Source organism: Collimonas humicola (genome assembly GCF_018304945.1).
GTDB classification, from domain to species: Bacteria; Pseudomonadota; Gammaproteobacteria; order Burkholderiales; family Burkholderiaceae_D; genus Collimonas; species Collimonas humicola.
Genome location: NZ_JAGQEE010000001.1, coordinates 184,838 through 207,178 on the forward strand (window position 1 = coordinate 184,838; position 22,341 = coordinate 207,178).

21 protein-coding genes are annotated in these 22,341 nt (G+C 62.0%); 14 read left to right on the forward strand and 7 right to left on the reverse strand.

Annotated elements, in window-relative coordinates; translation table 11 throughout:
- Positions 1–20: 20 nt before the first annotated feature.
- Together KHU30_RS00865 and KHU30_RS00870 are read right to left on the reverse strand one after the other, a co-directional pair.
- On the reverse strand, positions 21–626 hold the full coding sequence (locus tag KHU30_RS00865; protein ID WP_211440769.1) for a DUF2242 domain-containing protein: 606 nt from the start codon (positions 624–626) through the stop codon (positions 21–23).
- A 95-nt stretch (positions 627–721) separates the two neighbouring features.
- Positions 722–1,573, reverse strand: a complete 852-nt coding sequence (locus tag KHU30_RS00870) for a metal-dependent hydrolase (protein WP_329956535.1) — start codon at positions 1,571–1,573, stop codon at positions 722–724.
- A 94-nt stretch (positions 1,574–1,667) separates the two neighbouring features.
- Here KHU30_RS00870 and KHU30_RS00875 point away from each other — a divergent pair, with 94 nt between their 5' ends.
- From KHU30_RS00875 to selD, 3 genes are all read left to right on the forward strand, one after another.
- A complete protein-coding gene (locus KHU30_RS00875; protein ID WP_230427141.1) occupies positions 1,668–2,321 on the forward strand; it encodes a TetR/AcrR family transcriptional regulator in 654 nt (217 codons plus the stop codon).
- Between the two features lie 73 nt (positions 2,322–2,394).
- A complete protein-coding gene (gene mnmH / locus KHU30_RS00880; RefSeq protein WP_211440771.1) occupies positions 2,395–3,456 on the forward strand; it encodes a tRNA 2-selenouridine(34) synthase MnmH in 1,062 nt (353 codons plus the stop codon).
- A 70-nt stretch (positions 3,457–3,526) separates the two neighbouring features.
- Positions 3,527–4,585 carry a selenide, water dikinase SelD gene (gene selD / locus KHU30_RS00885; RefSeq protein ID WP_211440772.1) on the forward strand — a complete coding sequence of 353 codons (1,059 nt, stop codon included), beginning with the start codon at positions 3,527–3,529 and terminating at the stop codon, positions 4,583–4,585.
- 6 nt (positions 4,586–4,591) lie between these two features.
- Here the strand turns inward: selD and KHU30_RS00890 are convergent, their stop codons facing one another.
- The 3 genes from KHU30_RS00890 to KHU30_RS00900 form a co-directional block, all read right to left on the reverse strand.
- The gene (locus tag KHU30_RS00890; protein ID WP_211440773.1) at positions 4,592–6,076 is read right to left on the reverse strand and encodes a PepSY-associated TM helix domain-containing protein; all 1,485 of its coding nucleotides are present in this window, start codon (positions 6,074–6,076) and stop codon (positions 4,592–4,594) included.
- 44 nt (positions 6,077–6,120) lie between these two features.
- On the reverse strand, positions 6,121–8,478 hold the full coding sequence (locus tag KHU30_RS00895; RefSeq protein ID WP_211440774.1) for a TonB-dependent receptor: 2,358 nt from the start codon (positions 8,476–8,478) through the stop codon (positions 6,121–6,123).
- A gap of 90 nt (positions 8,479–8,568) precedes the next feature.
- The gene (locus KHU30_RS00900; RefSeq protein ID WP_268907159.1) at positions 8,569–8,961 is read right to left on the reverse strand and encodes a DUF2946 domain-containing protein; all 393 of its coding nucleotides are present in this window, start codon (positions 8,959–8,961) and stop codon (positions 8,569–8,571) included.
- Between the two features lie 307 nt (positions 8,962–9,268).
- Here KHU30_RS00900 and KHU30_RS00905 point away from each other — a divergent pair, with 307 nt between their 5' ends.
- The 6 genes from KHU30_RS00905 (at position 9,269) to KHU30_RS00930 (ending at position 15,504) form a co-directional block, all read left to right on the forward strand.
- Positions 9,269–10,546, forward strand: a complete 1,278-nt coding sequence (locus tag KHU30_RS00905; protein WP_211442146.1) for an ABC transporter substrate-binding protein — start codon at positions 9,269–9,271, stop codon at positions 10,544–10,546.
- A 67-nt stretch (positions 10,547–10,613) separates the two neighbouring features.
- A complete protein-coding gene (locus tag KHU30_RS00910; RefSeq protein WP_211440776.1) occupies positions 10,614–11,492 on the forward strand; it encodes a carbohydrate ABC transporter permease in 879 nt (292 codons plus the stop codon).
- Positions 11,493–11,563: 71 nt separating this feature from the next.
- A complete protein-coding gene (locus tag KHU30_RS00915) occupies positions 11,564–12,373 on the forward strand; it encodes a carbohydrate ABC transporter permease (protein ID WP_407928008.1) in 810 nt (269 codons plus the stop codon).
- Positions 12,374–12,440: 67 nt separating this feature from the next.
- The gene (locus KHU30_RS00920; RefSeq protein ID WP_211442148.1) at positions 12,441–13,475 is read left to right on the forward strand and encodes an NAD(P)-dependent alcohol dehydrogenase; all 1,035 of its coding nucleotides are present in this window, start codon (positions 12,441–12,443) and stop codon (positions 13,473–13,475) included.
- A gap of 5 nt (positions 13,476–13,480) precedes the next feature.
- Positions 13,481–14,572, forward strand: a complete 1,092-nt coding sequence (locus KHU30_RS00925; RefSeq protein ID WP_211440777.1) for an ABC transporter ATP-binding protein — start codon at positions 13,481–13,483, stop codon at positions 14,570–14,572.
- 38 nt (positions 14,573–14,610) lie between these two features.
- Positions 14,611–15,504: an AraC family transcriptional regulator gene (locus KHU30_RS00930; protein WP_211440778.1), complete on the forward strand. Its 894-nt coding sequence runs from the start codon at positions 14,611–14,613 to the stop codon at positions 15,502–15,504.
- A 96-nt stretch (positions 15,505–15,600) separates the two neighbouring features.
- Here the strand turns inward: KHU30_RS00930 and KHU30_RS00935 are convergent, their stop codons facing one another.
- A complete protein-coding gene (locus tag KHU30_RS00935) occupies positions 15,601–15,960 on the reverse strand; it encodes a MerR family transcriptional regulator (RefSeq protein WP_211440779.1) in 360 nt (119 codons plus the stop codon).
- 268 nt (positions 15,961–16,228) lie between these two features.
- Between KHU30_RS00935 and KHU30_RS25010 the strand changes: the two genes are divergently transcribed.
- Positions 16,229–16,471 carry a hypothetical protein gene (locus KHU30_RS25010; RefSeq protein ID WP_230427142.1) on the forward strand — a complete coding sequence of 81 codons (243 nt, stop codon included), beginning with the start codon at positions 16,229–16,231 and terminating at the stop codon, positions 16,469–16,471.
- 304 nt (positions 16,472–16,775) lie between these two features.
- Positions 16,776–18,308 carry a hypothetical protein gene (locus KHU30_RS00945; protein WP_211440780.1) on the forward strand — a complete coding sequence of 511 codons (1,533 nt, stop codon included), beginning with the start codon at positions 16,776–16,778 and terminating at the stop codon, positions 18,306–18,308.
- A gap of 75 nt (positions 18,309–18,383) precedes the next feature.
- Here the strand turns inward: KHU30_RS00945 and KHU30_RS00950 are convergent, their stop codons facing one another.
- Positions 18,384–19,073, reverse strand: coding sequence for a GntR family transcriptional regulator (locus KHU30_RS00950; RefSeq protein WP_211440781.1), 690 nt, complete (start codon positions 19,071–19,073; stop codon positions 18,384–18,386).
- 324 nt (positions 19,074–19,397) lie between these two features.
- Here KHU30_RS00950 and dctP point away from each other — a divergent pair, with 324 nt between their 5' ends.
- Genes dctP through KHU30_RS00965 form a run of 3 tightly spaced genes read left to right on the forward strand, consistent with a single transcriptional unit; the run spans position 19,398 to position 22,341 of the window.
- Positions 19,398–20,417, forward strand: a complete 1,020-nt coding sequence (gene dctP / locus KHU30_RS00955; protein ID WP_211440782.1) for a TRAP transporter substrate-binding protein DctP — start codon at positions 19,398–19,400, stop codon at positions 20,415–20,417.
- Positions 20,414–20,992, forward strand: a complete 579-nt coding sequence (locus tag KHU30_RS00960; protein WP_211440783.1) for a TRAP transporter small permease — start codon at positions 20,414–20,416, stop codon at positions 20,990–20,992. Before dctP ends, KHU30_RS00960 begins: the two co-directional genes overlap by 4 nt.
- Complete coding sequence (locus tag KHU30_RS00965; RefSeq protein WP_098497856.1) at positions 20,992–22,341, forward strand: TRAP transporter large permease; 1,350 nt, start codon at positions 20,992–20,994, stop codon at positions 22,339–22,341. Before KHU30_RS00960 ends, KHU30_RS00965 begins: the two co-directional genes overlap by 1 nt.

The window sequence follows — 22,341 nt, forward strand, 5'->3', positions numbered from 1 at the left end:
TTTCAATTGCAGCGGATTCATTATTCTTCGGTTTTTGCCGCCGGCTTGGTCGGCAATGCCGGCTTGTCGTCGAAATCCGCCACCGGCAAGCCGCTGTCGAGGCCGAGGTAGTGTTCGATCAGGCCGAAGAAGCGGTCGTAGAACAGGCCGGCGGGAATCGTCTCGCTGGCGACCTTGACCAGCGAGTCGGAGGTGCTGCCGATCGGCAGCGACACTGAACCCAATACGCTCAGGCCGACGCTGGCGGAATTGTTGGTTTTCTTCAGTGCGTAGCGGTCCTGGGTGGCGCTGACGAACAAGGTGCTGCTTTTGTCGTCCTTGCCGTTGGGCGCGCACACCACATGGAATTCGATTTCGACATGCGTGTCCGGATCGGGCTGGAAGTGCTTGTGGCCGTCCACCAGCGCGGCCTTGGCCTGCTTGATGATATAGCCCTGGCTCAGCAAGGTGCGGCGCGCGGCTTCGCAGGTGGCCGAGCTGGAGGTGGCGAAATCGTGGGAAAAGGTGCTGGTGTCGCTGAATTCCTCGCCCTGGTAGACGTTAGGCTTGGTGGTCGAGCAGCCGGCGATCGTGCCGGCCAGCAGGGCCAGCAGCAGGGCAGGCGAAAAGCGGAACATCCTGGACATGAACGAAAACTCCTTGAATCGGCGAAATGAATGCGGCGGATCGCATTTTAGTCTATCCGACAGAAGCAGCGGAGTTTCGTTGCATGAGAGCTTGCCTACGCGCCTTTCAAGCCGCGCACGATGCTGTACTGGGCGGCATTGGCGGCCAGCCATTGCTCCGCCAGTTCACGGTTGTCATGCTGCCATGGATGAAAGTCGCGTTTCAGGTAGCTGAGCAATGGCCGGGTGCTGAGCCAGACCAGGCCGTGGCGGCCGAAAAAGAAGCTGGCCGCATCGAGCCAGGTGCTGGGCTTGAACAAGACCCGGTCATGCCACAGGTTGTTGACGGTCTGCTTGGTGGCCATCACGGTAAAGCGCAGCATGGCGAACAGGAACCAGCGCACCCGCGCCTTGTAGCTGCCCTCCAGGGTCCGGTACAGATCGAAGGCGACCGCCTTGTGTTCGGTTTCCTCCACCGCGTGCCAGCGCCACAGCGTCTGCAGCATCGGCTCGGCGCCTTGCATGATTTCCGGGTGGCGCAGCGTCAGGTCGGCCAGCACCGCGGTGTAGTGCTCGAAGGCGGCGGTAACCGCCAGCCTGCTCATGGGAGACACGCCGCGCTGGCGCCCCAGTTCGATCAAATCGGCTGCCCAGTATTGCCAGTGATTGACCAGGCCTTGTTTTTCCAGCTCGGCGTTATACAGCGTATGGACCCGGCGGTGAGTCGCTTCCTGGCCGATGAAATCGCGGATGGTCGCCTGCAACTGCGCGTGTTCGGCGCCGTCCGGCAAGGCCAGCGCGGCTTCGCGCACGGAATCGATGAAATCTTGCTCGCCGACCGGGAAGCTCATCGACAAGGCATTGAAAAACTGGGTGCGGAAGGCTTTGCCGGCCAGCCAGTGGCGGGGAAAGCCTTGTGACAGGTCGATGAGTAGTTTTCTTACCAACAAGGGACTGGATGTATTCACGGGCTTGCCTCTGGCGATTGACGATGGAATCAGTATACTGAGCATTATTCAGTTTTTAAACTCGCAACTTGCTCAGTTTTTCAAAGGCGCCAGCATGACCAAGAAAATTCCCGGTTCCTCCTCTGAAACAATGCGAAAATTGCCGACCCAGGAGCGGGCGCAGCGCACCATAGAAACCATTTTCGAGACCACTGCTCAGATTTTGGAAAGCGAAGGCGCGGCCGGCCTGACCACCAACAAGGTGTCGGAAAAAGCCGGTTTTTCGATCGGCACCCTGTATCAATATTTTCCCAGCAAGGATGCCATCCTGTCGGCCTTGATCGCCCGCGAGCGGCGGCGCGTGATGGATGAGCTGGACGCCTTGATGGAAAGCGCCGAGACCCAGATCGACCAGCTCGACCCGAAAGCCTTTCTGCGCCAGTTCATCCGCATCAATATCGAGGGCCTGGGCAGCGGCAGGAGCGCCAAGCGGGCGATGATCCGCTTTGCCTGGCAGCACGATCACCACGAAGACATCACCCAGGCCTTGCGCGAGACGGCGGAACGGATCGCCATCAGCATGCAGCGCATCCATCACCCCAACCTGCGGCCGCCGACGCCGGCCATGATGTTCGTGGTGACGCGCGCGGTGATCGGCGCCATCCGCAGCGCCTCGCTGGAGAAGTCGCCGCTGCTGGGCAGCATCGAATTTGAAGACGAACTGGTGCAACTGGCCTGGGGCATGCTGGCGCGCGCGCCCGATTTTTAAGCAGATTGCCGGACTGCCCGCGAAATACCGGATAATGACGGTTCCGGTGTGGCCCCAACCAACAGAAACGTACATGAAATACCCCGCATTGCTTTCCTTTGAAGAAGTGTTCCCCCAGATCAGGCAGTTCGATACCATCATCGATGCCCGCACGCCTGCGGAGTTTGCCGAAGACCGGATTCCGGGCGCCATCAATTGCCCGGTGCTGAGCGACGCCGAGCGCGTGCAGGTCGGCACGCTGTACAAGCAGGTCAGCGCGTTTGAAGCGAAGAAGCTGGGGGCGGTGCTGGTCGCGCGCAATATTGCGCAGCATATCGAAACCCAGTTCATCGGCAAGCCGCGTGAATGGACGCCGCTGATCTATTGCTGGCGCGGCGGCAACCGCAGCGGCGCGATGGCGCATATCATGGCCAGGATCGGCTGGCCGGTGGTGCAGCTGGATGGCGGCTACAAGGAATTCCGCCGCTATGTGATCGGCAGCCTGGCGCAGCTGCCGCAGCAATTCGCCTTCAAGGTGATTTGCGGACCTACCGGCAGCGGCAAGAGCCGCCTGCTGCAGGTGCTGGAGCAGCAGGGCGCGCAGGTGCTCGACCTGGAGCGGATCGCGGCCCACCGCGGTTCGGTGCTGGGCAATCTGCCGCAGGAAGCGCAGCCGTCGCAGAAGGCGTTTGAAAGCAGGATCTGGGACAAGCTGCAATACTTCGATCTGCGCTACCCGGTATTTGTCGAATCGGAAAGCAAGAAGATCGGCAACCTGCGGGTGCCGGAGGCATTGATGGAACAGATCCGCAAGTCGGCCTGCATCGCGCTGACGCTGCCGCGTACCGAGCGGGTCCGGCTGCTGATGGATGACTATGCGCATTTCGTCGCCGACCCGGCCTTGCTGAATACGCAACTGGCTTGCCTGAGCTACCAGCATGGCCGCGAGAAGGTCGGCGAATGGCAGCAGATGGCCACGGCCGGGCAGGTCGAGCCGCTGGTTGATGAGCTGTTGCTGAAGCACTATGATCCGGCCTATGCGCAATCGATCAAGCGCAATTTCGGCCAGTTCTCGACGGCGCAGATACTCGATCTGGCGGATATTTCACCAGAGGCTTTTTTGCAGGCTGCAAGGCAGTTGCATCAAGATAAATAACCGGGCGGCCAGGCGCTTGCCGGCCGCCAACCGACGCTTGTTCCAGGCCACCTTTATCCCCAGGAATCGTATGTCAGATCTCTCCGCAAACAGCATCAAACTCACTTCCTTTTCCCACGGCGGCGGCTGCGGCTGCAAGATCGCGCCCGGCGTGCTGGCGCAGATCCTCAAGGGCTCCAGCGGCTTTCCTGTGCCCAAGGAATTGCTGGTCGGGATTGAAACCGCCGACGACGCCGCCGTCTACCAGCTCAATGAAGAGCAGGCGCTGATCGCCACCACCGACTTCTTCATGCCCATCGTCGACGATCCCTTCGACTTCGGCCGCATCGCCGCCACCAACGCCATTTCCGATGTCTACGCCATGGGCGGCACGCCGATCATGGCGCTGGCGCTGGTCGGCATGCCGGTCAACAAACTGCCGCTGGAAGTGATCGCCAGCATCCTCAAGGGCGGCGAGTCGGTCTGCGCGCAGGCCGGGATTCCGATTGCCGGCGGCCACACCATCGATTCGGTCGAGCCTATCTACGGCCTGGTGGTGCTGGGCCTGGTCCATCCTTCCAAGGTCAAGCGCAATGCCGGCGCCAAGGCCGGCGACAAGCTGATCCTGGGCAAGCCGATCGGCGTCGGTGTGCTCTCCGCCGCTCTTAAAAAAGAAGCGCTGGATGCGGCAGGCTATGCGGCGCTGATAGACAACACCACCAAGCTGAACAAGCCAGGCAAGCTGCTGTCGGAGATGGAAGCCGTACACGCGCTGACCGACGTCACCGGCTTCGGCCTGCTCGGCCATACGCTGGAACTGGCGCGCGCGGCCAAGCTGTGCGCCCGGCTCAGCATGGGCGCGGTGCCCTTGCTGCCGGGAGTGCAGCAGTTGGCGGAGCAAGGCTGCGTCACCGGCGCCTCGCCGCGCAACTGGGATGGCTACGGCCATGAAGTGACGCTGGCCGCGGCCATTACAGATGTCCAGCGCAGCCTGCTGACCGATCCGCAAACCTCGGGCGGCCTGCTGGTGTCTTGCGGCGCCGGCGCGGTTGACGAAGTGCTGGCGTTGTTCCGGCGCGAAGGCTTTGCCGATGCCGCCGTCATCGGCGAGATGACGGCGGGCGTGGCAGGCGTCGAAGTGATTGCCTGATGCAGCTCAGGCCCGTTTCCTGAAAAACAGCGTGTCGCCCAGCCATACCGCGATCATGCTCGCGCCCATCAGCGGGAAGATGATGCCGAGCAGCGCCATATAGCTTTTCCAGCGCACGATGGACGGCGGCGGCTGCGATACCCGCTTGGGTGCGCCTAGCGAATCTTGCGGGCGGCGCAGCCACCACATCACGAAGCCGGTGACGGCCATGCCCAGCAGCGCCAACGAAACCGCCGCGCACAGCAGCTGGTTGGCCAGGCCGAAATATTCCCCCATGTGCAGCGCCACCCCTAGCGTCACCAGTTTCGAGACCGGGTTATAGTCGGCAAAGCGCAGGTCCTTGACGATGTTGCCGCTGTACTGGTCGATATGCAGGGTGCGCTGGCGGTCCAGGTCGGAACGTACAAACTCGCCGGCGCCGGGGGCGTAGGACGCCGTGAACACGCCGGAACTCTTGCCCGGCAGCGCCAGCTGATAAGTCGCCATGCCGTTGCGCGCGGCGATTTCCACTGCCTGATCGATGTCCAGGGCTTGCCGCGGTATGCGGCGCGACTGCGGCACCGGCGTTGCGCCTACCGCCCACGGAACGTTCGCCAGCGGCAGATCCTGCATTTTCATGGAAGGCATGTCGTCCATGGCGGCCATGTCATGCGCAGGCGGCGCTTGCGCGACAACTTTGGGTTGGCTGGCGCCGGCCCAGGTCACCACGGCCTGGAAATTCTTGCCCCAGAAGCTGGACCACGGCATGCCGCTCAGGATGAAAAACAGCGCGCCTATCGACACCCAGATGCCGGCCACCAGATGGAGTTCGCGCCAGATTGCGCGGCCGCGCAGACCGAGCCGCGGCAGCAGCGTGCCCCATATGGAAAACCGCTTGCGCGGCCACCATAAGGCGATGCCGGTGCCGACCATGATCAAGGTCCAGCAGGCAGCCAGTTCCATCAGCCAGCCGCCCCAGCGTCCCAGCAGCAGGTCGCGATGGATTTGCCGTACCTGCTTCATCAAGCGGTGCTCGACGCTGAGCGTGCCGAGCAGCCGGCCGCTGTACGGATCGAGGTAGACGCTGGTGCTGTCGCCGGACGGCAGGCGGAACACTGCTTCGGTGCTGCGCGATGGATCGGCGCTGACCGAAACCGACGTTGGCGCGGCGTCTGCGGGCAGGGCGCCGGCGGCAATTCCGAGCAGCTTGCCGTAGGCCAGCCGCGGCTGGCCGCCGGCGGCGACGTGCAGCATGTCGCCATACAAGAAGTTTTCGATCTGCGGCTTGAAGACATAGATGGCCCCGGTGATCGCCAGCACCATCAGGAAGGGCATGACAAACAGGCCGGCATAGAAATGCCAGCGCCACAGGATGCGGTAGTTGCGCGATGCGACTGAACTGCTGTCGTCTGGCGTCGCTTGCTGAGGTAGGGTTTGAGAAGCGGTTTTAGATGCGGCTTGAGATGCGGCTTGAGATGCGGCTTGAGATGCGGCTTGAGATGCGGCTTGCATGATTTTTCCTTGCTGAAAATAATCGGCTTGAATGGACCGACGGCTCACAGGCTGACCTTGGCTTCCAGGTAGAAGGTCCGGCCAGGGTAGGGGTAGTAGACGTAGTAGCGGCGGTTGGTCAGGTTGTCGACGCCGATGCCAAGCTCGGTATGCCTGTCTGGCCTGAACGTGAGCTTGCTGTCGAACACCAGGAAGGAACTGGTGCCGCCGAAGGTGTCCGGGTTGACATCGCTGTTGGTCAGGGTGTTGTACTGGCGGCCGGAATAACGTCCGGCCAGCGTCGCCGTGGCCTGCTCGCTGATGCGGTAGCTGCCGACCAGGTTGCTGCGCCAGAGAGGGATGCGGTAGAAATTCTTGCCGACCGTCGCCGGGTTCTTGCTGTTCTCAAGGATGATGGAACGGGTATAGCCGACGCTGGCGCTGAGATCCAGGCCGCGCAGCAGGACATCCTCGGCGGCATAGCTGAGCTCGATGCCGCGCGACCTGACGCGGTCGATGTTCTGGATGCTGCTCACGTTGGGAAATACCGTGGTGTTGGTCTGGCTGAACAAGGTGTTCTTGACGTCGTCTTCAAACAGCGACATGCGCAGCAGGCCGTTGAAATGCGCCCACTCAGCGCTCAGTTCCTTGGCCAGGTCGTTTTCCGGTTTCAGGTTGGGATCGTTGTTGACCAGCGTCGAGCCGGTCAGGCTGCCCTGGAACAGTTCGCTGACGGTCGGAAAACGATAGGCGCGGCCGCTTGAAAAGCGCAGGGTCAGGTCGGAACCGGCCTTGTAGGAGAGCGCTACCTTGGGCGACCAGTAAGAGAGACTGCGGTCGGCGTAGCGCCGGGCCGATCCGGTGACGGCGCGGGCGCCGTCGTAGGCGCGCCAGTCTTCGTAGCGCAGGCCGTAAGTCAGTTTCCATAACTGGTTCAGCTGCCAGGCATCCTGGGCAAACAGCGCCTGTGTTTCGGTCTTGCCGGCAAAGGCGTTGTTGAAGCTGTCGCTGCCGTCGCTGCGGCGCCAGTTGCTCAAGTTATAGGTCGTGTTTTCAAGAAAATAATTGTCGTAGTGATAGCCGAAGGTCGGCCAGTGGCTGCCGGCGGCAACGGCTGCGGGTTTGTAGTCGGCGGCCAGGTCCAGCGTTTTCCAGCCGGAGCCGTCGCCGAAGGTGGCCACGCCGCCCGGATTGCCGGCCAGCGCGCTGTTGGCGGAGCGGGAGATGCTTTTTGCGACATCGAAATATGAGGCGATTGCTGAATAGTTCCAGCCGCTGGCGTTGCGGCTTTTCAGCGTCAGTCCGTACAGCTGGTTTTCGCTCTCGCTGGCCGCCGGAGCAAAGAACGACTCCGGCAGCTTGTACTGGTAGCCGCCGATGTTCACCAGCCCTGAATAGACCGGATTGCCCTTGGCGTCGCGCAGGAAAGTCTGGGTGCTGTTGCTGACTTGCTGGCGCCAGTAGCCGAAGGTGAAGCCGGCTTGCAAGGTGGGTGTGATGTCGTAGGCAGCCTTGAACTTGAACTGGTCCTGCAGCGCGCGTTCGGCGCCTTCGGCGTTGACGCCGAAGATGGTGGCCGGGGCGCCGTTCGGATCGGTATAGGAATAAGCCCCGGTGACAGGAATTGCCGCAGCCCCGGCAGCCTGCGTCGAGCGCGGCTGGCTGGCATAGACGAAGGGCTGGCCGGCGTTGCTCAGGTGATCGATGCCGAGCAGGAAGGAGAGGTCGCCGACTTTGTTGCCGATCGCCGCGGTGCTTTTGTTGCCGTCGAAATGGCCGTCGACGCCGAACAGCTTGAATTGCTGGCTGAATACCTGTGTCTTCAGCATCGCCTCCAGCCTGGTCGGCATTTTGGTAGTGATGGCGACGGTCGCACCCATCGAATTGCCCGGATACAGGGCGGAGAACGGGCCGTAGACCACATCTACCTGCGCAATATCTTCCGGAAAAACCATGGACCAGCGCGGCGGAAAGCTGTGGGTATTGCCTAGCAGGTTGCTGAGCAGCAGGCCGTCGGCGTACACCAGGCCGCGCGCAGTCTGCGAAGTGCCGTTGCCGCGCACCGACATGGTGGCGTTTTCATCGCCGATGAAGCGCTTGCGGATCGCCATGTTCGGCATGTATTTCAAGGCGTCTTCGGTGTTGACGACGTTCAGGTTTTGCAACTGCTCGGCAGTGATGCGCTCGCTGCTGGCCGGCAGGTTGGGATCGAGCACCCGCTTTTCGCGGGCGCCGGTGACGAATACTTCCGGCACCGCGTGCACGTCGTCGGCGGCGTGGGCGCTTTGCGCAAATATGGGCAAGCTGAATGACAGCGGCAGCAACGCTGCCGATAGTGCGCATGAACGGCGTAAAGAAAAAGGCGGCGGCGACTGGCGAGGGCGCGACAAGGCGCCCTCAGTTTGCGTGAGCAAATCAAGCATAAAACTCCCCTGGACTTCAATGGATAAGCATCCCCGTATTGCCGCGGCAACAGGGGATTCGCGGCAGCTCAGCTGCCGCCAGACGGCTGGTCAGGAGAGGGCAGGAGGCGGATCCAGCGGATGGGTGCGGCCGCGAAACGGCCGTGGCGGAATGTAGTCGTACAGCAGCGGGCTGGCATGCGACAGCGTCGCCGAAGTCGCCAGAAGGAGATCGAAAGACGCCGTCGGCGGCGGGCTGTTGGCCAGCAGCGAGCAGTAGCCGCAGGCATTCCAGTGGTCACCGGCCGGCATGGACGATTTGCCGCTGCCGCCATGGTCCTGGACCAGCCCGGCCGAGGTGCAGATCTCGTTGTATATCTGGTTGTAAGCCTGGATCGCGCCGCTCGCCTTGAGCGACTGCGAAACTGTCGGCATCAGGATGCCTAGCCAGATGGCAAACAGGCAGCTCCAGACAACAATTTTTTGGCGGCGGATGCGGAACATGGATAGCTAACGAAGGCTTGCGGGAGGATGCTGTGCGGCAAAGCCCGTCGATTATAGGGGGAGGCCCGGATGAGCACAAGACCGTAAGCCGCCAGGCCGGCGAGAGGGTGGCTTGCAGCAATTCTGCAGAACTGCCCTTGTGTGAAAATAGTACAAGCCGGCCCTGGCTTTTGTGGTAGCGCCCTTCAGGCCGGCAATCCTATAGTCTCCCTGCGTCACAAAGACGCGGCCGGTGCAGCCGGTCCATGGTAATCGCCGGCGGCTTGCACTTCGCTGGGGTGCTCAAAAAACAGAGGAGACAATAGTGATGAACAAACTCGCCTATGCCGGTGCGCTTGCCGGCCTGGTGTTCCTGATGCCGGCCGCTTCCGCGGCCGATTCCTGCAGCGTTCCGCAATTGAAAGTACTGGCCCAGAAAACCCTGGGTCTCACCACGCTCGAAAAGTCGCTGGCCGATTATCGCAAGGCCAGCGGCACCCAGGTCGACCTGGTGTATTTCGGCGAGAACGATCGCCGCGGCAAGTCGCGCCTGGATGCTTCCACCAAGGCCGGGGCCTACCAGGTCTACTACGTGGACGAAGCCAATGTGGCGGAATTCGCCGCCGCCGGCTGGATCCTGCCCTTGCTGAAATATTATCCGAAGGAATACGATTTCAGCGATTTCCTGCCCGGCCGCCGCGCCGTCGCCAGTTACAAGGATGTCGCTTACTTTGCGCCGCTGTACGGCGGCGGCGACTTTCTTTATTACCGCAAGGACTTGCTCGACAAGGCGCACATCGCCGTGCCGAAAACGCTGGAAGAACTGCAGGCCGCCATCAGGAAGCTGCACAATCCGCCCTCCGTCTACGGCTGGGTGGCGCGCGGCCAGCGCGGTTCGGGCATGAACGTGTGGCGCTGGTCGCCTTTCTTTACCGCCATGGGCGGCGCATGGGTCGGCAAGGACGGCAAGGCCGGCTTCAATTCCGCGTCCGGAGTGAAAGCCACGCAAACCTATATGGATCTGTTGAAGTATGCGCCGCCCGGCTCCGCCACCTACGACTGGAGCAATGCTGTCGAAAGTTTTCGTGCCGGCAAGGTCGCCTTCATGATCGAGTCGACGCCGTTCGCCGACTGGATGGAAGACCCGACCAAATCGTCAATCGTGGACAAGGTCGGCTACGCGCGGCCGCCGGCGCCGCTGTCTTCGGCAGGTTTCGGCCACGGCTTTGCGATTGCCGCCTACGGCAGCAAGGATGAATGCACGCGCCAGGCGGCCGGCAAATTCATCGCCTGGGCCAGCAGCAAGGAACAGGAGCAGGCGCGCCTCAAGGATGGCGTGTTCAGCGACTATAACCGCAGCAGCACGATCGGCAGCCCGTACTTCCAGCAGCATGTGAAGCCGGGGATCGTCGCCGGCCTGAACGCGATCACCGATACCACCAGGCTGAATATCTGGTCGTCGCCGCTGTGGCCGCAGGTCGGCGACAACCTTGGCGTTGTGCTGGAAGAACTGTTCACCGGCACCCGCACCGACGCCAAGGCCGCGCTGGACGACGCCGCCAAGTACACCGACGCCGTCATCGCCCGCGCCGGCCGCCGCAACTGAACGTCACTCAGGATTGCCAGGCGGCCCCGGTCCGGCGCCGCCTGGCGCAGCCTTTCGAGAAACGACAATGAATAAACGCCATAGCACCTCCTTGCCCTATGTGTTCCTGCTGCCGCCTTTGCTGATCCTGGCCGTACTGGCGCTGGTGCCCACCGTCGGCGCGATCTACCTGGCGCTGCGTGACCGCATGCTGCAATACGCCGACAGCCATTTCGTCTGGTTCGAGAATTTTTCCCGGCTGGCGGCGGACCGCCGCTTCCTCAACGCCATCAAGGTCTCGGCGCAATGGGAAGCCGTCACCGTGCTCGGCACCCTGGTGGTGGGCGTGCTGCTCGCGGTCTGGCTGTTCGAGAAGACTTCGCCTCGCACCCGCAATCTGCTGTCGGTGCTGCTGATCATTCCGGTGCTGCTGCCGCGGGTGTCGGCGGCCTTCCTGTGGAAATTCATGTTCTCGCCCTTGCTGGGCATCGTCAGCTGGCTGCTGGGTTTTGTCGGCCTGGGCAACATCGCCTTCCTGTCAGATCCCGCCCTGGCGTTGCTGGCGGTGGCCTTTGTCGACGTCTGGCAATGGGGCTTGTTCTTTGCCGTGATCGTGCTCAAGCTGCTGGAGACCTTGCCGCCGGAACCGCTGGAGGCGGCGCGCATCGACTATGCCCGCAGCTGGGAGGTGTATGCACTGGTGGCGTTGCCGATGCTGCGGGCGCCGCTGGTCAGCCTGGCGCTGATCAAGATGATCGAGTCGCTGCGTTCTTTCGACCTGATCTATGTCATGACCAAGGGCGGTCCCGGCATCGCCACCGAAACGCTGGACATGTATGCCTATTCGCAGGGCATCGGTTTGTCCGGCGATATCTCCTACGCCTCGGCGATGGCGGTCCTGATGATGGTGCTGACCACCGCGTTGTTCACAATCATTTGGAAGCGAGCAAAAAAATGGCAAGAATAATTGCAGGCCTGCCGGCAGGGGGCAAGATGCAACTGGCAGCGCCCCGCAAAGCTGCCGCTCGGGGCAGCCTCGTGCGCGGATTATCCAAGGCCTTCAGCTGGCTGGGCTTGGCGCTGCTGGTGACGGTGGCCCTGTTCCCGGTGCTGTGGGCGCTGCTCAATTCGCTCAAGGAATTGATGGACATCGTCTCGCCGACGCCGCGTTTCCTGTTCCGGCCGACCCTGGACAACTATCGGCAGGTGCTGCACACGCCGGAAGTTTTGTCCGGCCTGTACAACAGCATCCTGGTGGTCGGTTCGGCGGTCGCGCTGGGCGCGCTGCTGGGCGTGCCCGCCGCTTACGCTATCGCCCGCTATCCCTTCCGCCGGCGCGACGACGTCCAGTTCTTCGTGCTGTCGCTGCGCTTCCTGCCGCCGGTGGCGGTGGCGATTCCGCTGATGGCGACCTGGATCGACCTTGGCGTCTACGACACCCGCTTTTCGCTGATCGTGACTTATCTGCTGACCACCTTGTCGACCATTATCTGGCTTTCCATCCCAGCCTTCCAGCGGGTCCCGCGCGAAGTCGAGGAAGCTGCAACCATCGATGGCTACGGTCCGTATGCAGTGTTCTGGCGCATCGCCTTGCCGATTGCGTCCAAGACCTTGCTGGGCGGCGTTGTATTCAGCTTCGTGCTGGTCTGGAACGAACTGATGATGGCGCTGACCCTGACTTCGCAGCAGGCCGCCACCTTGCCGGTGATTGCCGCCACGTTCACCTCGATGGGGCAGGAAGTGCCGTGGGGCGTGGTCAACGCCTCCACCGTGCTGCTGGCCTTGCCGCCGCTGGTGTTCCTGGGATTGCTCAGTCAGTTGCTCAATTCCATGCTGAAGCATCGCTGAGTGTTGTGTAAGACAAAAAAACGGAGCAGCGCCGTCCCGCTGCACTAACAAGATAATGGAGTAGATGATGAAAGCCCTGGTTCTCGAAAAACAGCATGACATCCAGTTGCGAGAGATTGATTTGCCGCTGGCGATCGGTCCGCGCGACGTCAAGATCAAGATCCATACGGTCGGCGTCTGCGGCAGCGATGTGCATTACTACCAGCACGGCAATATCGGTTCCTTCGTGGTGCACGAGCCGATGGTGCTAGGGCATGAGGCCGCCGGCGTGGTGGCCGAAGTCGGCGCCGCGGTCCGTCACCTGCAGGTGGGCGACCGCGTCTGCATGGAGCCAGGGGTGCCGGATTTTGAATCGAGGGCGGCCCGGCTCGGCTTGTACAACCTCGATCCGGCGGTGCGCTTCTGGGCGACACCGCCGGTCCATGGATGCCTGACGCCGTTCGTCTCGCATCCGGCCGCTTTCACGTTCAAGCTGCCGGATAACGTCAGCTTCGCCGAAGGCGCAATCGTCGAGCCGCTGGCGATCGGCTTGCAGGCTGCCACCAAGGCCAGGATCAAGCCGGGCGACCTGGCAGTCGTGATGGGCGCCGGCACGATCGGCATGATGACGGCGCTGGCGGCGCTGGCCGGCGGCTGCAGCCGGGTGGTGATCTGCGACCTGATGCAGGAAAAGCTGGACCTGATCCATGCCTATCCCGGCATCACCACCGTCAACCTGCGCCGGCAATCGCTGCTGGAAACCGTGATTGGCCTGAGCGGCGAGTGGGGCGCCGACATCGTGTTCGAAGCCAGCGGCAGCGACAAGGCTTACGATGGCATCTTCGACCTGCTGTGCCCGGGCGGCTGCCTGGTGCTGGTGGGCATGCCGGCCGCCAAGGTGGCCATCGATATCGTTGCAATCCAAGCCAAGGAAATCCGCATCGAATCGGTATTCCGCTATGCCAATATCTTTCCGCGCGCGCTGGCCCTGATCGCCTCCGGCAAGATCGACGTCAAGCCCTTCATTTCGCGCTCGTTCAAATTCGCCGACGGCGTCGCCGCTTTCGATGCGGCGGCCAGCAGCAATCCGCACGATGTCAAGATCCAGATCGAATTGGAGTAAGCGCCATGGCCAGCATTGTTTGCGATAAGTTGGTAAAACATTATGAAGGCAACCCGGTAGTCCACGATTTCAGCATGGAGATCGCGGACGCGGAATTCATCGTGCTGCTCGGCCCCTCCGGCTGCGGCAAATCGACCATCCTGCGCATGATGGCCGGGCTGGAAGAAATCAGCGGCGGCGCCCTGCATATCGGCGCCCGTCAGGTGAATGACTTGCCGCCGCGCGAGCGCGATATCGCCATGGTGTTCCAGAATTACGCCCTGTATCCGCACATGACGGTGTACGACAACATGGCCTTCGGCCTGCGCCGCCTGAAGACGCCGGAGAGCGAGATCGGCCGGCGGGTCGGACAGGTGGCGCAGATGCTCAACCTGGAGCCGCTGCTGCAGCGCAAGCCAAAGCAGATGTCAGGCGGCCAGCAGCAGCGGGTGGCGATCGGCCGCGCCATGATCAAGACGCCGGCGGTATTCTTGTTCGACGAGCCGCTCTCCAACCTGGATGCCAAGCTGCGCGCCCAGCTGCGCGGCGACATCAAGCGCCTGCACCGGCAACTGGCGACCACGTCGGTCTATGTTACCCACGACCAGCTGGAAGCGATGACGCTGGCCGACCGCATCGTGCTCCTGAAAGCGGGACGGATCGAACAGGTCGGCACGCCGGCGGAAATTTACAACCACCCGGTATCCAAGTTCGCCGCAGGATTCATCGGCACCCCGGCCATGAATTTCATCGATTGCACCGCCAGCCATGAGGATGGAATGACAGTGCTGGACAGCGGCCAGGCCAGGTGGCGTTTGCCGCAATCCTTGTTCGCCATCGGCGACGGCCAGTCCGTCGTGCTGGGAGTAAGGCCCAATCACATGCTCACCTCCAGCACCGGCGACCGGCAGATTGAAATACTGGGCCGGATCGACCTGGTGGAACTGCTGGGGGCCGAATCACTGGTCAGCCTGTTGCATGCCGAGCGCGAAATCACTGCGCTGGTGCCGGCCAGCCGTTGCCCGCGGGTAGGGGACCAAGTATGCTTTAATGCCTTGATGAACGACCTGCATGTGTTCGATGCAGAGACAGGTCGCAGCCTGGTGTTGCGTCATTGACATCTATTTAAGCCCAGGCAACAACAGGAGGCGACATCATGCGGCCGGACCTTGAGCTTATCCAGAAAGTGCAATACCAGTCGTTCCGCGTCTGGTCCCACGGCTATCCGCACCAGGTGGCGCGCTGGCATTACCATCCCGAGTACGAGCTGCATTATTTGCGCGAGACCCGCGGCAAGATGTTTGTCGGCGACTACATCGGCGATTGCGGACCTGGCAACCTTGTGTTCACCGGCCCCAATATCCCGCACAACTGGGTGAGCGAACTGACGCCCGGCGCCAGCGTGGCGGAGCGCGACCTGGTGCTGCAGTTCGGCGCCGAGTTCATGCAGGATTGCATGCGGCTGTTTCCCGAATTCGGCCAGGTGCAGAAACTGCTCGACGAGGCGCGCTTTGGCGTACAGTTCGGCAAAGAAGCCGAGCCGCGGGCGCATGAGACCTTGAGCGCCATGCTCGGCGCCAGCGACGCCCGGCGCGTGATCCTGTTCCTGGACTTGCTGGACTACCTGTCGCATGCGCCGCGCGTGCGGCTGGCCAGCCCCAGCTACGATGCCAGCGCCGACCAGCGCCGCAACGCTGTCATCAACCAAGTGCTGGCCTATATCCTGGAAAACTATACCGCCAACCTGAGGGAAGCCGAGGTTGCCGAACTGGCTGGCATGGCCGGCGCCGCCTTTTCGCGCTTTTTCCGCAAGCGCACCGGCGTGACCTTCGTCCAGTACGTCAACCACCTGCGGCTCAACCGCGCCTGCGAGCTGCTGATGAACAGCGGGCTGTCGGTGACCGATATCTGCTACCGGGTGGGGTTCAATAATGTCTCGCACTTCAATCATCAGTTCCTGCAGAAAAAGCAGATGTCGCCGTCCAAGTTCAGGGCTTGTCATCTGACGCAACAAGGCGACACAGGCCCAAGCCGTCCAGCGCTGCTGTAAAAATCGGAATTCATTCATCTATCCAGGCAGCGGCCCCAGTACTTCCAAGATCAAGGCCATGCTGGCAGAGGGCGAGTACAAGCCGCTCGCTTATTTTCACGGCCGGACATTTGTCAGCGGGCAGGCCGCCGCGGCACGCTGCAGCAGCTCTTGCTTGAGCTGGACCAGTTCGGCGATTTTTTGATCGATGATTGCCGCCTTCTCGCGCAGCAGCGCCGCTACCGCCTGGTCCGGCTCGGGCGCATCCCACAAGGCCGGCAGGCTGGCGCCGATTTCGTTCAGGCTGAAGCCGAGCTTTTGCGCGCTGCGGATGTAGCCCAGCAGCTGCAGCGTCTCGGGCTGGTAGATGCGATAGCCGTTGCTGCCGCGCGCTGAACGTATCAGTCCGCGCTCCTCGTAGAAGCGCAAGGTGTCGCGGCTCAGGCCGCTGGCTTCGGCCAGGCTTCCGATGCGCATGTTTCCCCCGTTTTTTTGCTTGACCTTGGAGTGTACCCGAGGCTTTACCTTGCTTGCTCGTCGATATTTTTTTGAAGAGAGGGTAAACATGTTCGATCCCAAGTAATACCGCCGCATCATCCGCGCCAGCGCCTGGTATGACCTGCTGGCGACCATCGGCTTCGCCACCCCGTGGAGTTTCGCCGCCATTCACGCTGGCTTGCTGTGGCTGACGCAGAGATGGCAGCTGGCGGGAATATTTCCGGCGTTCGCGCCGGCGCATGTGCTGATGGCAAACCTGCTCGGTTCGGTGGTGACGATATGGGCGTTGCTGCGCATCCGCGATCCGCAACTGCAATTCGGCCGTTACGACGCTGCCGCGCGCTTTTTGTTTGCGGTGTGGCAGATATACGCCGTAGTCCATGGCGCCAGCGTGATCATCCTGGCTTTCACGGCGATGGAAATCGTGTTCGGCATCTTGCAGAGCATGCCGGTGCGCGCCGCCGCGCCGGGCGAGGGCAAAGCGGCCTAGCTGCATTTGTGTCGCAGTCCCAGCCCCAGCCTTGGCGTCACAGCCGGGGCCGGCTGACCAAGAATGTCACCCGGCTGACCCTCTTGGTCAGCATCGAGGCAAGCGCTAGACGCTAATGCCCGCCTGTCTTGCTGTAATGCGGTGGCACGATGTTTGCGATACCTCGCCAGATCCGCGGGCGCGCTTCATTCCGGAGCCTGCGATACGGCGTGAACAATGGGTTCGCGCATCTACAGCAAAGATTAAAACAATGTCTTCATTTAGCTATTCTCCGAAATCATCTGACCGGAGCCCTCCGTTCGTATTGCCGCTGCTGCTTTCCTTGCCTTTGCTGCTTGCGGCCTGCGGCGGCGGTTCGTCCGATTCGTCTGCCAGCCAGGTATCGCCATCGACTGTGGCGCCAGCCACGGCGCCGCCGACGACCGCCACGCCGGCAGCTCCGCCGGCAGCTCCGCCGGCCACGGCTCCGGCATCGGTCCCTGTCGCGGATTTCAAGGTGACGACGCAGGTGATCGCCACTGGCGCAACGGGCAAGGTCTTTGGCCTGAAAGCCAATTTTTTCAATGACGGCCTGGTGCCGCCGAGCCCGATGTCGAACTACGGCTTTCCCAATCCGGTCATCCCGGTGGTCAACGCGGATGGCAGCCTGGATGTGGCATGGCTGGATTATTCCGGCGCGACCCAGTCTTCGGTTTCCGGCCTGGGAACGCCTGCCACGATCAGCATCACCCACGTTAACCCTGATCTCAGCACCGGCGCCACAACGGCGACCAGCCTGCGCTCATACAAACTGCTGGGCTTTGCCAAGGATGCTGTCGGCGCCTTCTATATAGCCTATAACGTCGACCATCCGTACCGCAACGCGGTCGCGGGCGACGTCAACAACGTCAACGGCAACGAGCTGCATATCGCCAAGGCTTCCAGCGCCGGCTTCACGGCGACGGCGTGGGATACCCTGGTGTTCGGCAACCAGGACAACAGCAAGGACAAGAGCAAGGGCAACCCCGGCACGGCAGGAGGCGGCGTCTTGAGCTACGACGCGGTGAACCAGAAGCTGGTGCTGTACGTTGCGCATCAGATGGCTTGGGGCGATAACGGCACGCGTCACCAGGCCGGCTATTTCCGCTACTTCGATGCCGCTACCGGAAACGTCGTTGCGCCTGCCGGCAATTCGATGAACATGGGCTCTGCCTGGTTCTATTCGCACAATTTCAACCAGCGCCTGCTGATCGACAACGGCGTCGCCTACACGCTGGCGCATGGCGACGCCTATCCGCGTCAGCTGGGCTTGTCGGCGCGTACCTTGGCCAGCTATCTCGGCAGCGACGGCACCGTTTTCGATAAGCCATACCAAGCCATCGACGGCGCCGAGGGCGACAATACCACCAACGCCGAGACCGGCCAGTTCATCAAGCTGAGCAGCGGCGATTTCGCGATCGTGCACGCGACCTCGCAAGGCCGCGCCGCCCGCGATGTGCGCATCAGCCTGGTCAGCGGCGCCGACGGCAGCGTGCGTTCCAGCGCCTGGCTGACCAGCAACGCCGCCAATACGCAAGCCATCATGCCTAAGCTGGAAGCCTACGGCAGCGGCTTTGTGGTGTCCTACGGCCTGTGGAATTCGAGCAACCGCACCAACCGTGCGATCGAGTGGCATTTCATTCAGCTCGACGCCAGCTTGAATCCGCTGGTGCTTTCAAATCCGGTGCCGGGCATCGAATTCATCGCCGATCTGCCGCTGCTGCGCTTCACGGGCGGCCCCAACGCCGGCCGCGTGGGCTGGGTTTCCGGCAATGACCAGGGGACCTTGAGCGTGAATTTGGCGCCCGCTGCGCACTAAGCAGAAAGCAGGCAGCGGGGTGGGGCAAGCCGTGCCGCGCCGCCCGGCTGTCTGAGCCGTCGCTGCCGGCGGCGTTCAGTTATAGGTGTACTGCGGCTCCGGCATTGCAGTCAGCTGCTGCAGCGAGGCAATCAGGTCGGCGAAGCGCTGCCCCTGCACCGTGACGTGCTGGCGCAGCAGGTCGGCGGTCTGATCGCTGTTGCCGGCGATGATGGCTTGCACCACGCCGTCATGCTCCTGGTAAGAGACATTGAGGCGGTCGCGCACCCGCAGCTGCAGCCGCCGGTAGGGTCGCAGGCGGCGCTGCAGCGAGCGCGCCTGGGTCGCCAGGAAGGCATTGTGGCTGCCTTCATAGATGGCGTCATGGAAGGCTTCATTCTTGTAGAAATAACTGTCCGGATCGTGCGCATCGCGCGCTTCCATGCATGCCTGGTGCGCCGCCAGCAGGCGCGCATGCTCCTCGCCGGACATCCTGCGCGCCGCCAGGCGTCCGCACATCGCTTCCAGCTCTGCCATCACCTCGAACATTTCCACCAGCTGGCGCGGACCGATTTCGGCGACCACGGTGCCGCGCCGCGGCCGCGTCACCACGATGCCCATGGAAGCCAGCTGGATCAAGGCTTCGCGCACCGGCGTGCGGGACACGCCGAACTTGATAGCCAGGTCGGTTTCATCAAGATGCTGGCCTGGGCGAAACTCACCAACCGCGATCATCTCTTCGATGGTTTCGCGTAGCGATTCCGAGCGATTTTTTGTCGTGAGCATAATTTGGCCGTTTCTGGGATTATGTGTATTCCAGATTTGATTGTAAGGCGTATTTATTCGTTGACATAAAAATGTTTTATGGAATATTGTGTATACAAGGAAATGTAATAAGAATACATAGCATCTATCTTCAGCAATAAACGCATGAAAAGTAGCTAACAGGAACATCAATAAACCTACTGCGCGACCCAATCTCTGGTCTGCGATGCTCGCTGTACACTCTCGTACAGCTGCGCTTCTCAACCAGACCTTGGGCCGCTCGCTACGGTTTCTAGAGATTCCCGAAAATTGTATCGATAGTTTTTCCACCAGAGGAGAGGGGATATGTCTTTAGTCAGCAGAAGAACGGTGCTGGGCGCACTTGCGAGCACGCCGTTCTGGTCCATGTCGTCAGTCTGGGCGCAATCCAGCGCCCTTAAGATATCCCATCAGTTTCCCGGCGGTAGCATCAGCGAAGGCGACTTCCGCGACCGCCTGACCCGCATGTTTGCCGCAGAAGTCGGCAAGCGCACCAACGGCAGCCTGAAATTCGAGATTTATCCGGGCTCCTCCCTGATGAAAACCAACTCCCAGTTCTCCGCGCTGCGCAAGGGGGCGCTGGATTTCTCGCTGGTGCCGCTCAACTACGCCGGCGGCGAAGTGCCGGAAGTCAATATCGGCCTGATGCCTGGCCTGGTGACTTCGTACGAACAAGGCGCGGCCTGGAAGAATGCGGAAGTCGGCAAGGAACTGTCGCGCATCCTGCTGGACAAGGGCGTGATCATCGTCAGCTGGATCTGGCAGGCGGGCGGCGTTGCTTCCCGCACCAAGCCGATCGTCGATCCTGCCGACGCCAAGGGCTTGAAGATACGCGGCGGTTCGCGCGAGATGGACCTGATCCTGAAGGAAGCCGGCGCCGCCGTGGTGACGCTGCCGTCCAATGAAATCTATGCGGCGATGCAGACCGGCGCGATGGACGCCGCCATGACGTCGTCGACCTCGCTGATTTCCTTCCGCCTGGAGGAAGTCTCGAAGAGCCTGACCAGCGGCCGCGACAAGGCCTATTGGTACATGCTGGAACCGCTGATGATCTCGAAAGCCACCTTCGACCGCCTGACCAAGGAGCAGCAGGCGGCGGTGATGGCGGTCGGCGCCGACATGGAAAAATTCGCCGAAAGCGCGGCGCGGCTGGACGATTCCGGCGTCGCCGCGGTGTACATGAAGGCCGGCGCCAAAGTGGTCGACCTGAACGCCGCCACCGTCAAGAAATGGCAGGACATTGCGCGCAACACCGCCTGGAAAGACTATGCGGCCAAGAACGAGAATTGCGCCAAGCTGCTGAAACTGGCTGAGAAACTCCTATGAGCCACGGCTTCGACGCGAAGCCGACCGCTGCCGACTTGCCTGCCATGCCGGATAATCCGGTAGTGGCGGTGCTGGCCGGCGCACTTGCGCGCTTCAATCAACTTGCCCTTTACCTGTCGATGGTAGCGCTAATGCTGACGGCGTTGATCATGACGTATTCCGTGGTGGCGCGCTATTTCTTCCACGTGCCGACCGACTGGCAGGACGACGCCACCGTCTTCATGCTGGTCGGCGTGATCTTCCTGTGCGCCGGCTACGCGCAATCGTATCGCGGCCATATCGGCATCGAAGCCCTGTCGTCGATCTTGCCGGCTGGCGTGAACAGGATGCGGCTGCTGCTGGTCGACGTGGTGTCTTTCCTGTTCTGCGGTTTCTTTTCGTGGAAGTCATGGACCTTGTTCCATGAGGCCTGGTCCGAAGGACAGACTACCTCGTCCACGTTCGCGCCGCCGCTGTGGATCCCTTATTCCTTGATGGCGCTCGGCATGACCGTGCTGACCTTGCAGATCCTGGCGCAGGTGCTGGCGCGCCTGACCGATCGCGGCGCCAACCATCCAACCGTCACGGGAGTGTAATGAGTCCGCTTGCCCTTGGTGCCCTGTATGGCATCGTCACGATTGTCGTGATGTGTTCCGGCATGCCGATTGCGTTTGCACTCGGTGTGGTCGCCACCAGTTTCATGTATTTCTTCATGCCGGCTTCCTCGCTGGATACCGTCACCCAGAACGTCTACGAGGAAATCGCCTCCGTCACCTTGCTCTCCATCCCTCTGTTCATCCTGAAGGGGGCGGCCATCGGCAAATCGCCGGCCGGGCGCGACCTGTACTCGGCGATCCACGCCTGGCTGAGCCGGGTTCCGGGCGGCCTCGGCATCGCCAACGTCTTTGCCTGCGCCTTGTTTGCGGCGATGGCAGGCTCCTCGCCGGCGACCTGTTCAGCGATCGGTTCCGCCGGCATCCCGGAGATGCGGCGGCGCGGCTACTCGCCGGGATTCGCGGCCGGCATCATCGCCGCCGGCGGCACGCTGGGGATCCTGCTGCCGCCATCGATCACCATGATCCTGTATGCGGTGGCGTCGGAACAATCGCTGGGACGCCTGTTCCTGGCCGGCATCGGCCCCGGCGTCCTGCTGGTAGTCATGTTCGCCGGCTACGCCGTCTACCGCGCCCGCAAGGAATACCGGCTGGCGCACGAGATCTATCGCCAGGGCGGCGTCAAGTCGGCCTACCTGGATGACGAACATTTCACGCTTGCCCAGAAGGTCGAGATGCTGCCGCGCGTGCTGCCGTTCCTGATCCTGCTGATCGGCGTCATGATTGCCTTGTACGGCGGCTTCGCCACGCCGTCGGAGACTGCCGGCCTCGGCGCCTTGCTGGCGATCGTGCTGATCGCCGTGGTCTACCGCATGTGGCGGCCGCGCGACCTGATGCCGTTCCTGAACTCGACCATCAAGGAATCCTGCATGCTGCTGCTGATCATCGGCATGTCGCTGCTGTATTCGTATGTGATGAGCTATCTGCACATCAGCCAGTCGGCGGCGCAATGGGTGGTTGCCCTGCATCTGTCGAAATGGCTGCTGCTGGCGGTGATCCTGCTGATGGTGATCGTGCTCGGCTTCTTCCTGCCGCCGGTGTCGATCATCCTGATGACCGCGCCGATCATCCTGCCGCCGCTGCGCGAAGCCGGCTTCGACCTGATCTGGTTCGGCGTGGTGATGACGGTGGTGATGGAGATGGGCCTGATCCATCCGCCGGTCGGCCTGAACCTGTTCGTGATCAAGAACATCGCGCCCGACATTCCGCTGTCCGACGTGATCAAGGGCACGCTGCCGTTCCTGCTGCTGATGTTCGCGGCGATCATCCTCCTGTGCCTGTTTCCGGGCATCGTCACCGGCTTGCCGGATATCTTGATGGGAGCCAGATAA

Excerpts from the sequence above, each read along its gene's own strand:
- KHU30_RS00865 (WP_211440769.1), bottom strand. The coding sequence starts at position 626 with ATGTCCAGGATGTTCCGCTTTTCGCCTGCCCTGCTGCTGGCCCTGCTG.
- KHU30_RS00875 (WP_230427141.1), top strand. The coding sequence starts at position 1,668 with ATGACCAAGAAAATTCCCGGTTCCTCCTCTGAAACAATGCGAAAATTG.
- mnmH (WP_211440771.1), top strand. The coding sequence starts at position 2,395 with ATGAAATACCCCGCATTGCTTTCCTTTGAAGAAGTGTTCCCCCAGATC.
- selD (WP_211440772.1), top strand. The coding sequence starts at position 3,527 with ATGTCAGATCTCTCCGCAAACAGCATCAAACTCACTTCCTTTTCCCAC.
- KHU30_RS00890 (WP_211440773.1), bottom strand. The coding sequence starts at position 6,076 with ATGCAAGCCGCATCTCAAGCCGCATCTCAAGCCGCATCTCAAGCCGCA.
- KHU30_RS00895 (WP_211440774.1), bottom strand. The coding sequence starts at position 8,478 with ATGCTTGATTTGCTCACGCAAACTGAGGGCGCCTTGTCGCGCCCTCGC.
- KHU30_RS00900 (WP_268907159.1), bottom strand. The coding sequence starts at position 8,961 with ATGTTCCGCATCCGCCGCCAAAAAATTGTTGTCTGGAGCTGCCTGTTT.
- KHU30_RS00905 (WP_211442146.1), top strand. The coding sequence starts at position 9,269 with ATGAACAAACTCGCCTATGCCGGTGCGCTTGCCGGCCTGGTGTTCCTG.
- KHU30_RS00910 (WP_211440776.1), top strand. The coding sequence starts at position 10,614 with ATGAATAAACGCCATAGCACCTCCTTGCCCTATGTGTTCCTGCTGCCG.
- KHU30_RS00920 (WP_211442148.1), top strand. The coding sequence starts at position 12,441 with ATGAAAGCCCTGGTTCTCGAAAAACAGCATGACATCCAGTTGCGAGAG.
- KHU30_RS00925 (WP_211440777.1), top strand. The coding sequence starts at position 13,481 with ATGGCCAGCATTGTTTGCGATAAGTTGGTAAAACATTATGAAGGCAAC.
- KHU30_RS00930 (WP_211440778.1), top strand. The coding sequence starts at position 14,611 with ATGCGGCCGGACCTTGAGCTTATCCAGAAAGTGCAATACCAGTCGTTC.
- KHU30_RS00935 (WP_211440779.1), bottom strand. The coding sequence starts at position 15,960 with ATGCGCATCGGAAGCCTGGCCGAAGCCAGCGGCCTGAGCCGCGACACC.
- KHU30_RS25010 (WP_230427142.1), top strand. The coding sequence starts at position 16,229 with ATGGCAAACCTGCTCGGTTCGGTGGTGACGATATGGGCGTTGCTGCGC.
- KHU30_RS00950 (WP_211440781.1), bottom strand. The coding sequence starts at position 19,073 with ATGCTCACGACAAAAAATCGCTCGGAATCGCTACGCGAAACCATCGAA.
- dctP (WP_211440782.1), top strand. The coding sequence starts at position 19,398 with ATGTCTTTAGTCAGCAGAAGAACGGTGCTGGGCGCACTTGCGAGCACG.
- KHU30_RS00960 (WP_211440783.1), top strand. The coding sequence starts at position 20,414 with ATGAGCCACGGCTTCGACGCGAAGCCGACCGCTGCCGACTTGCCTGCC.
- KHU30_RS00965 (WP_098497856.1), top strand. The coding sequence starts at position 20,992 with ATGAGTCCGCTTGCCCTTGGTGCCCTGTATGGCATCGTCACGATTGTC.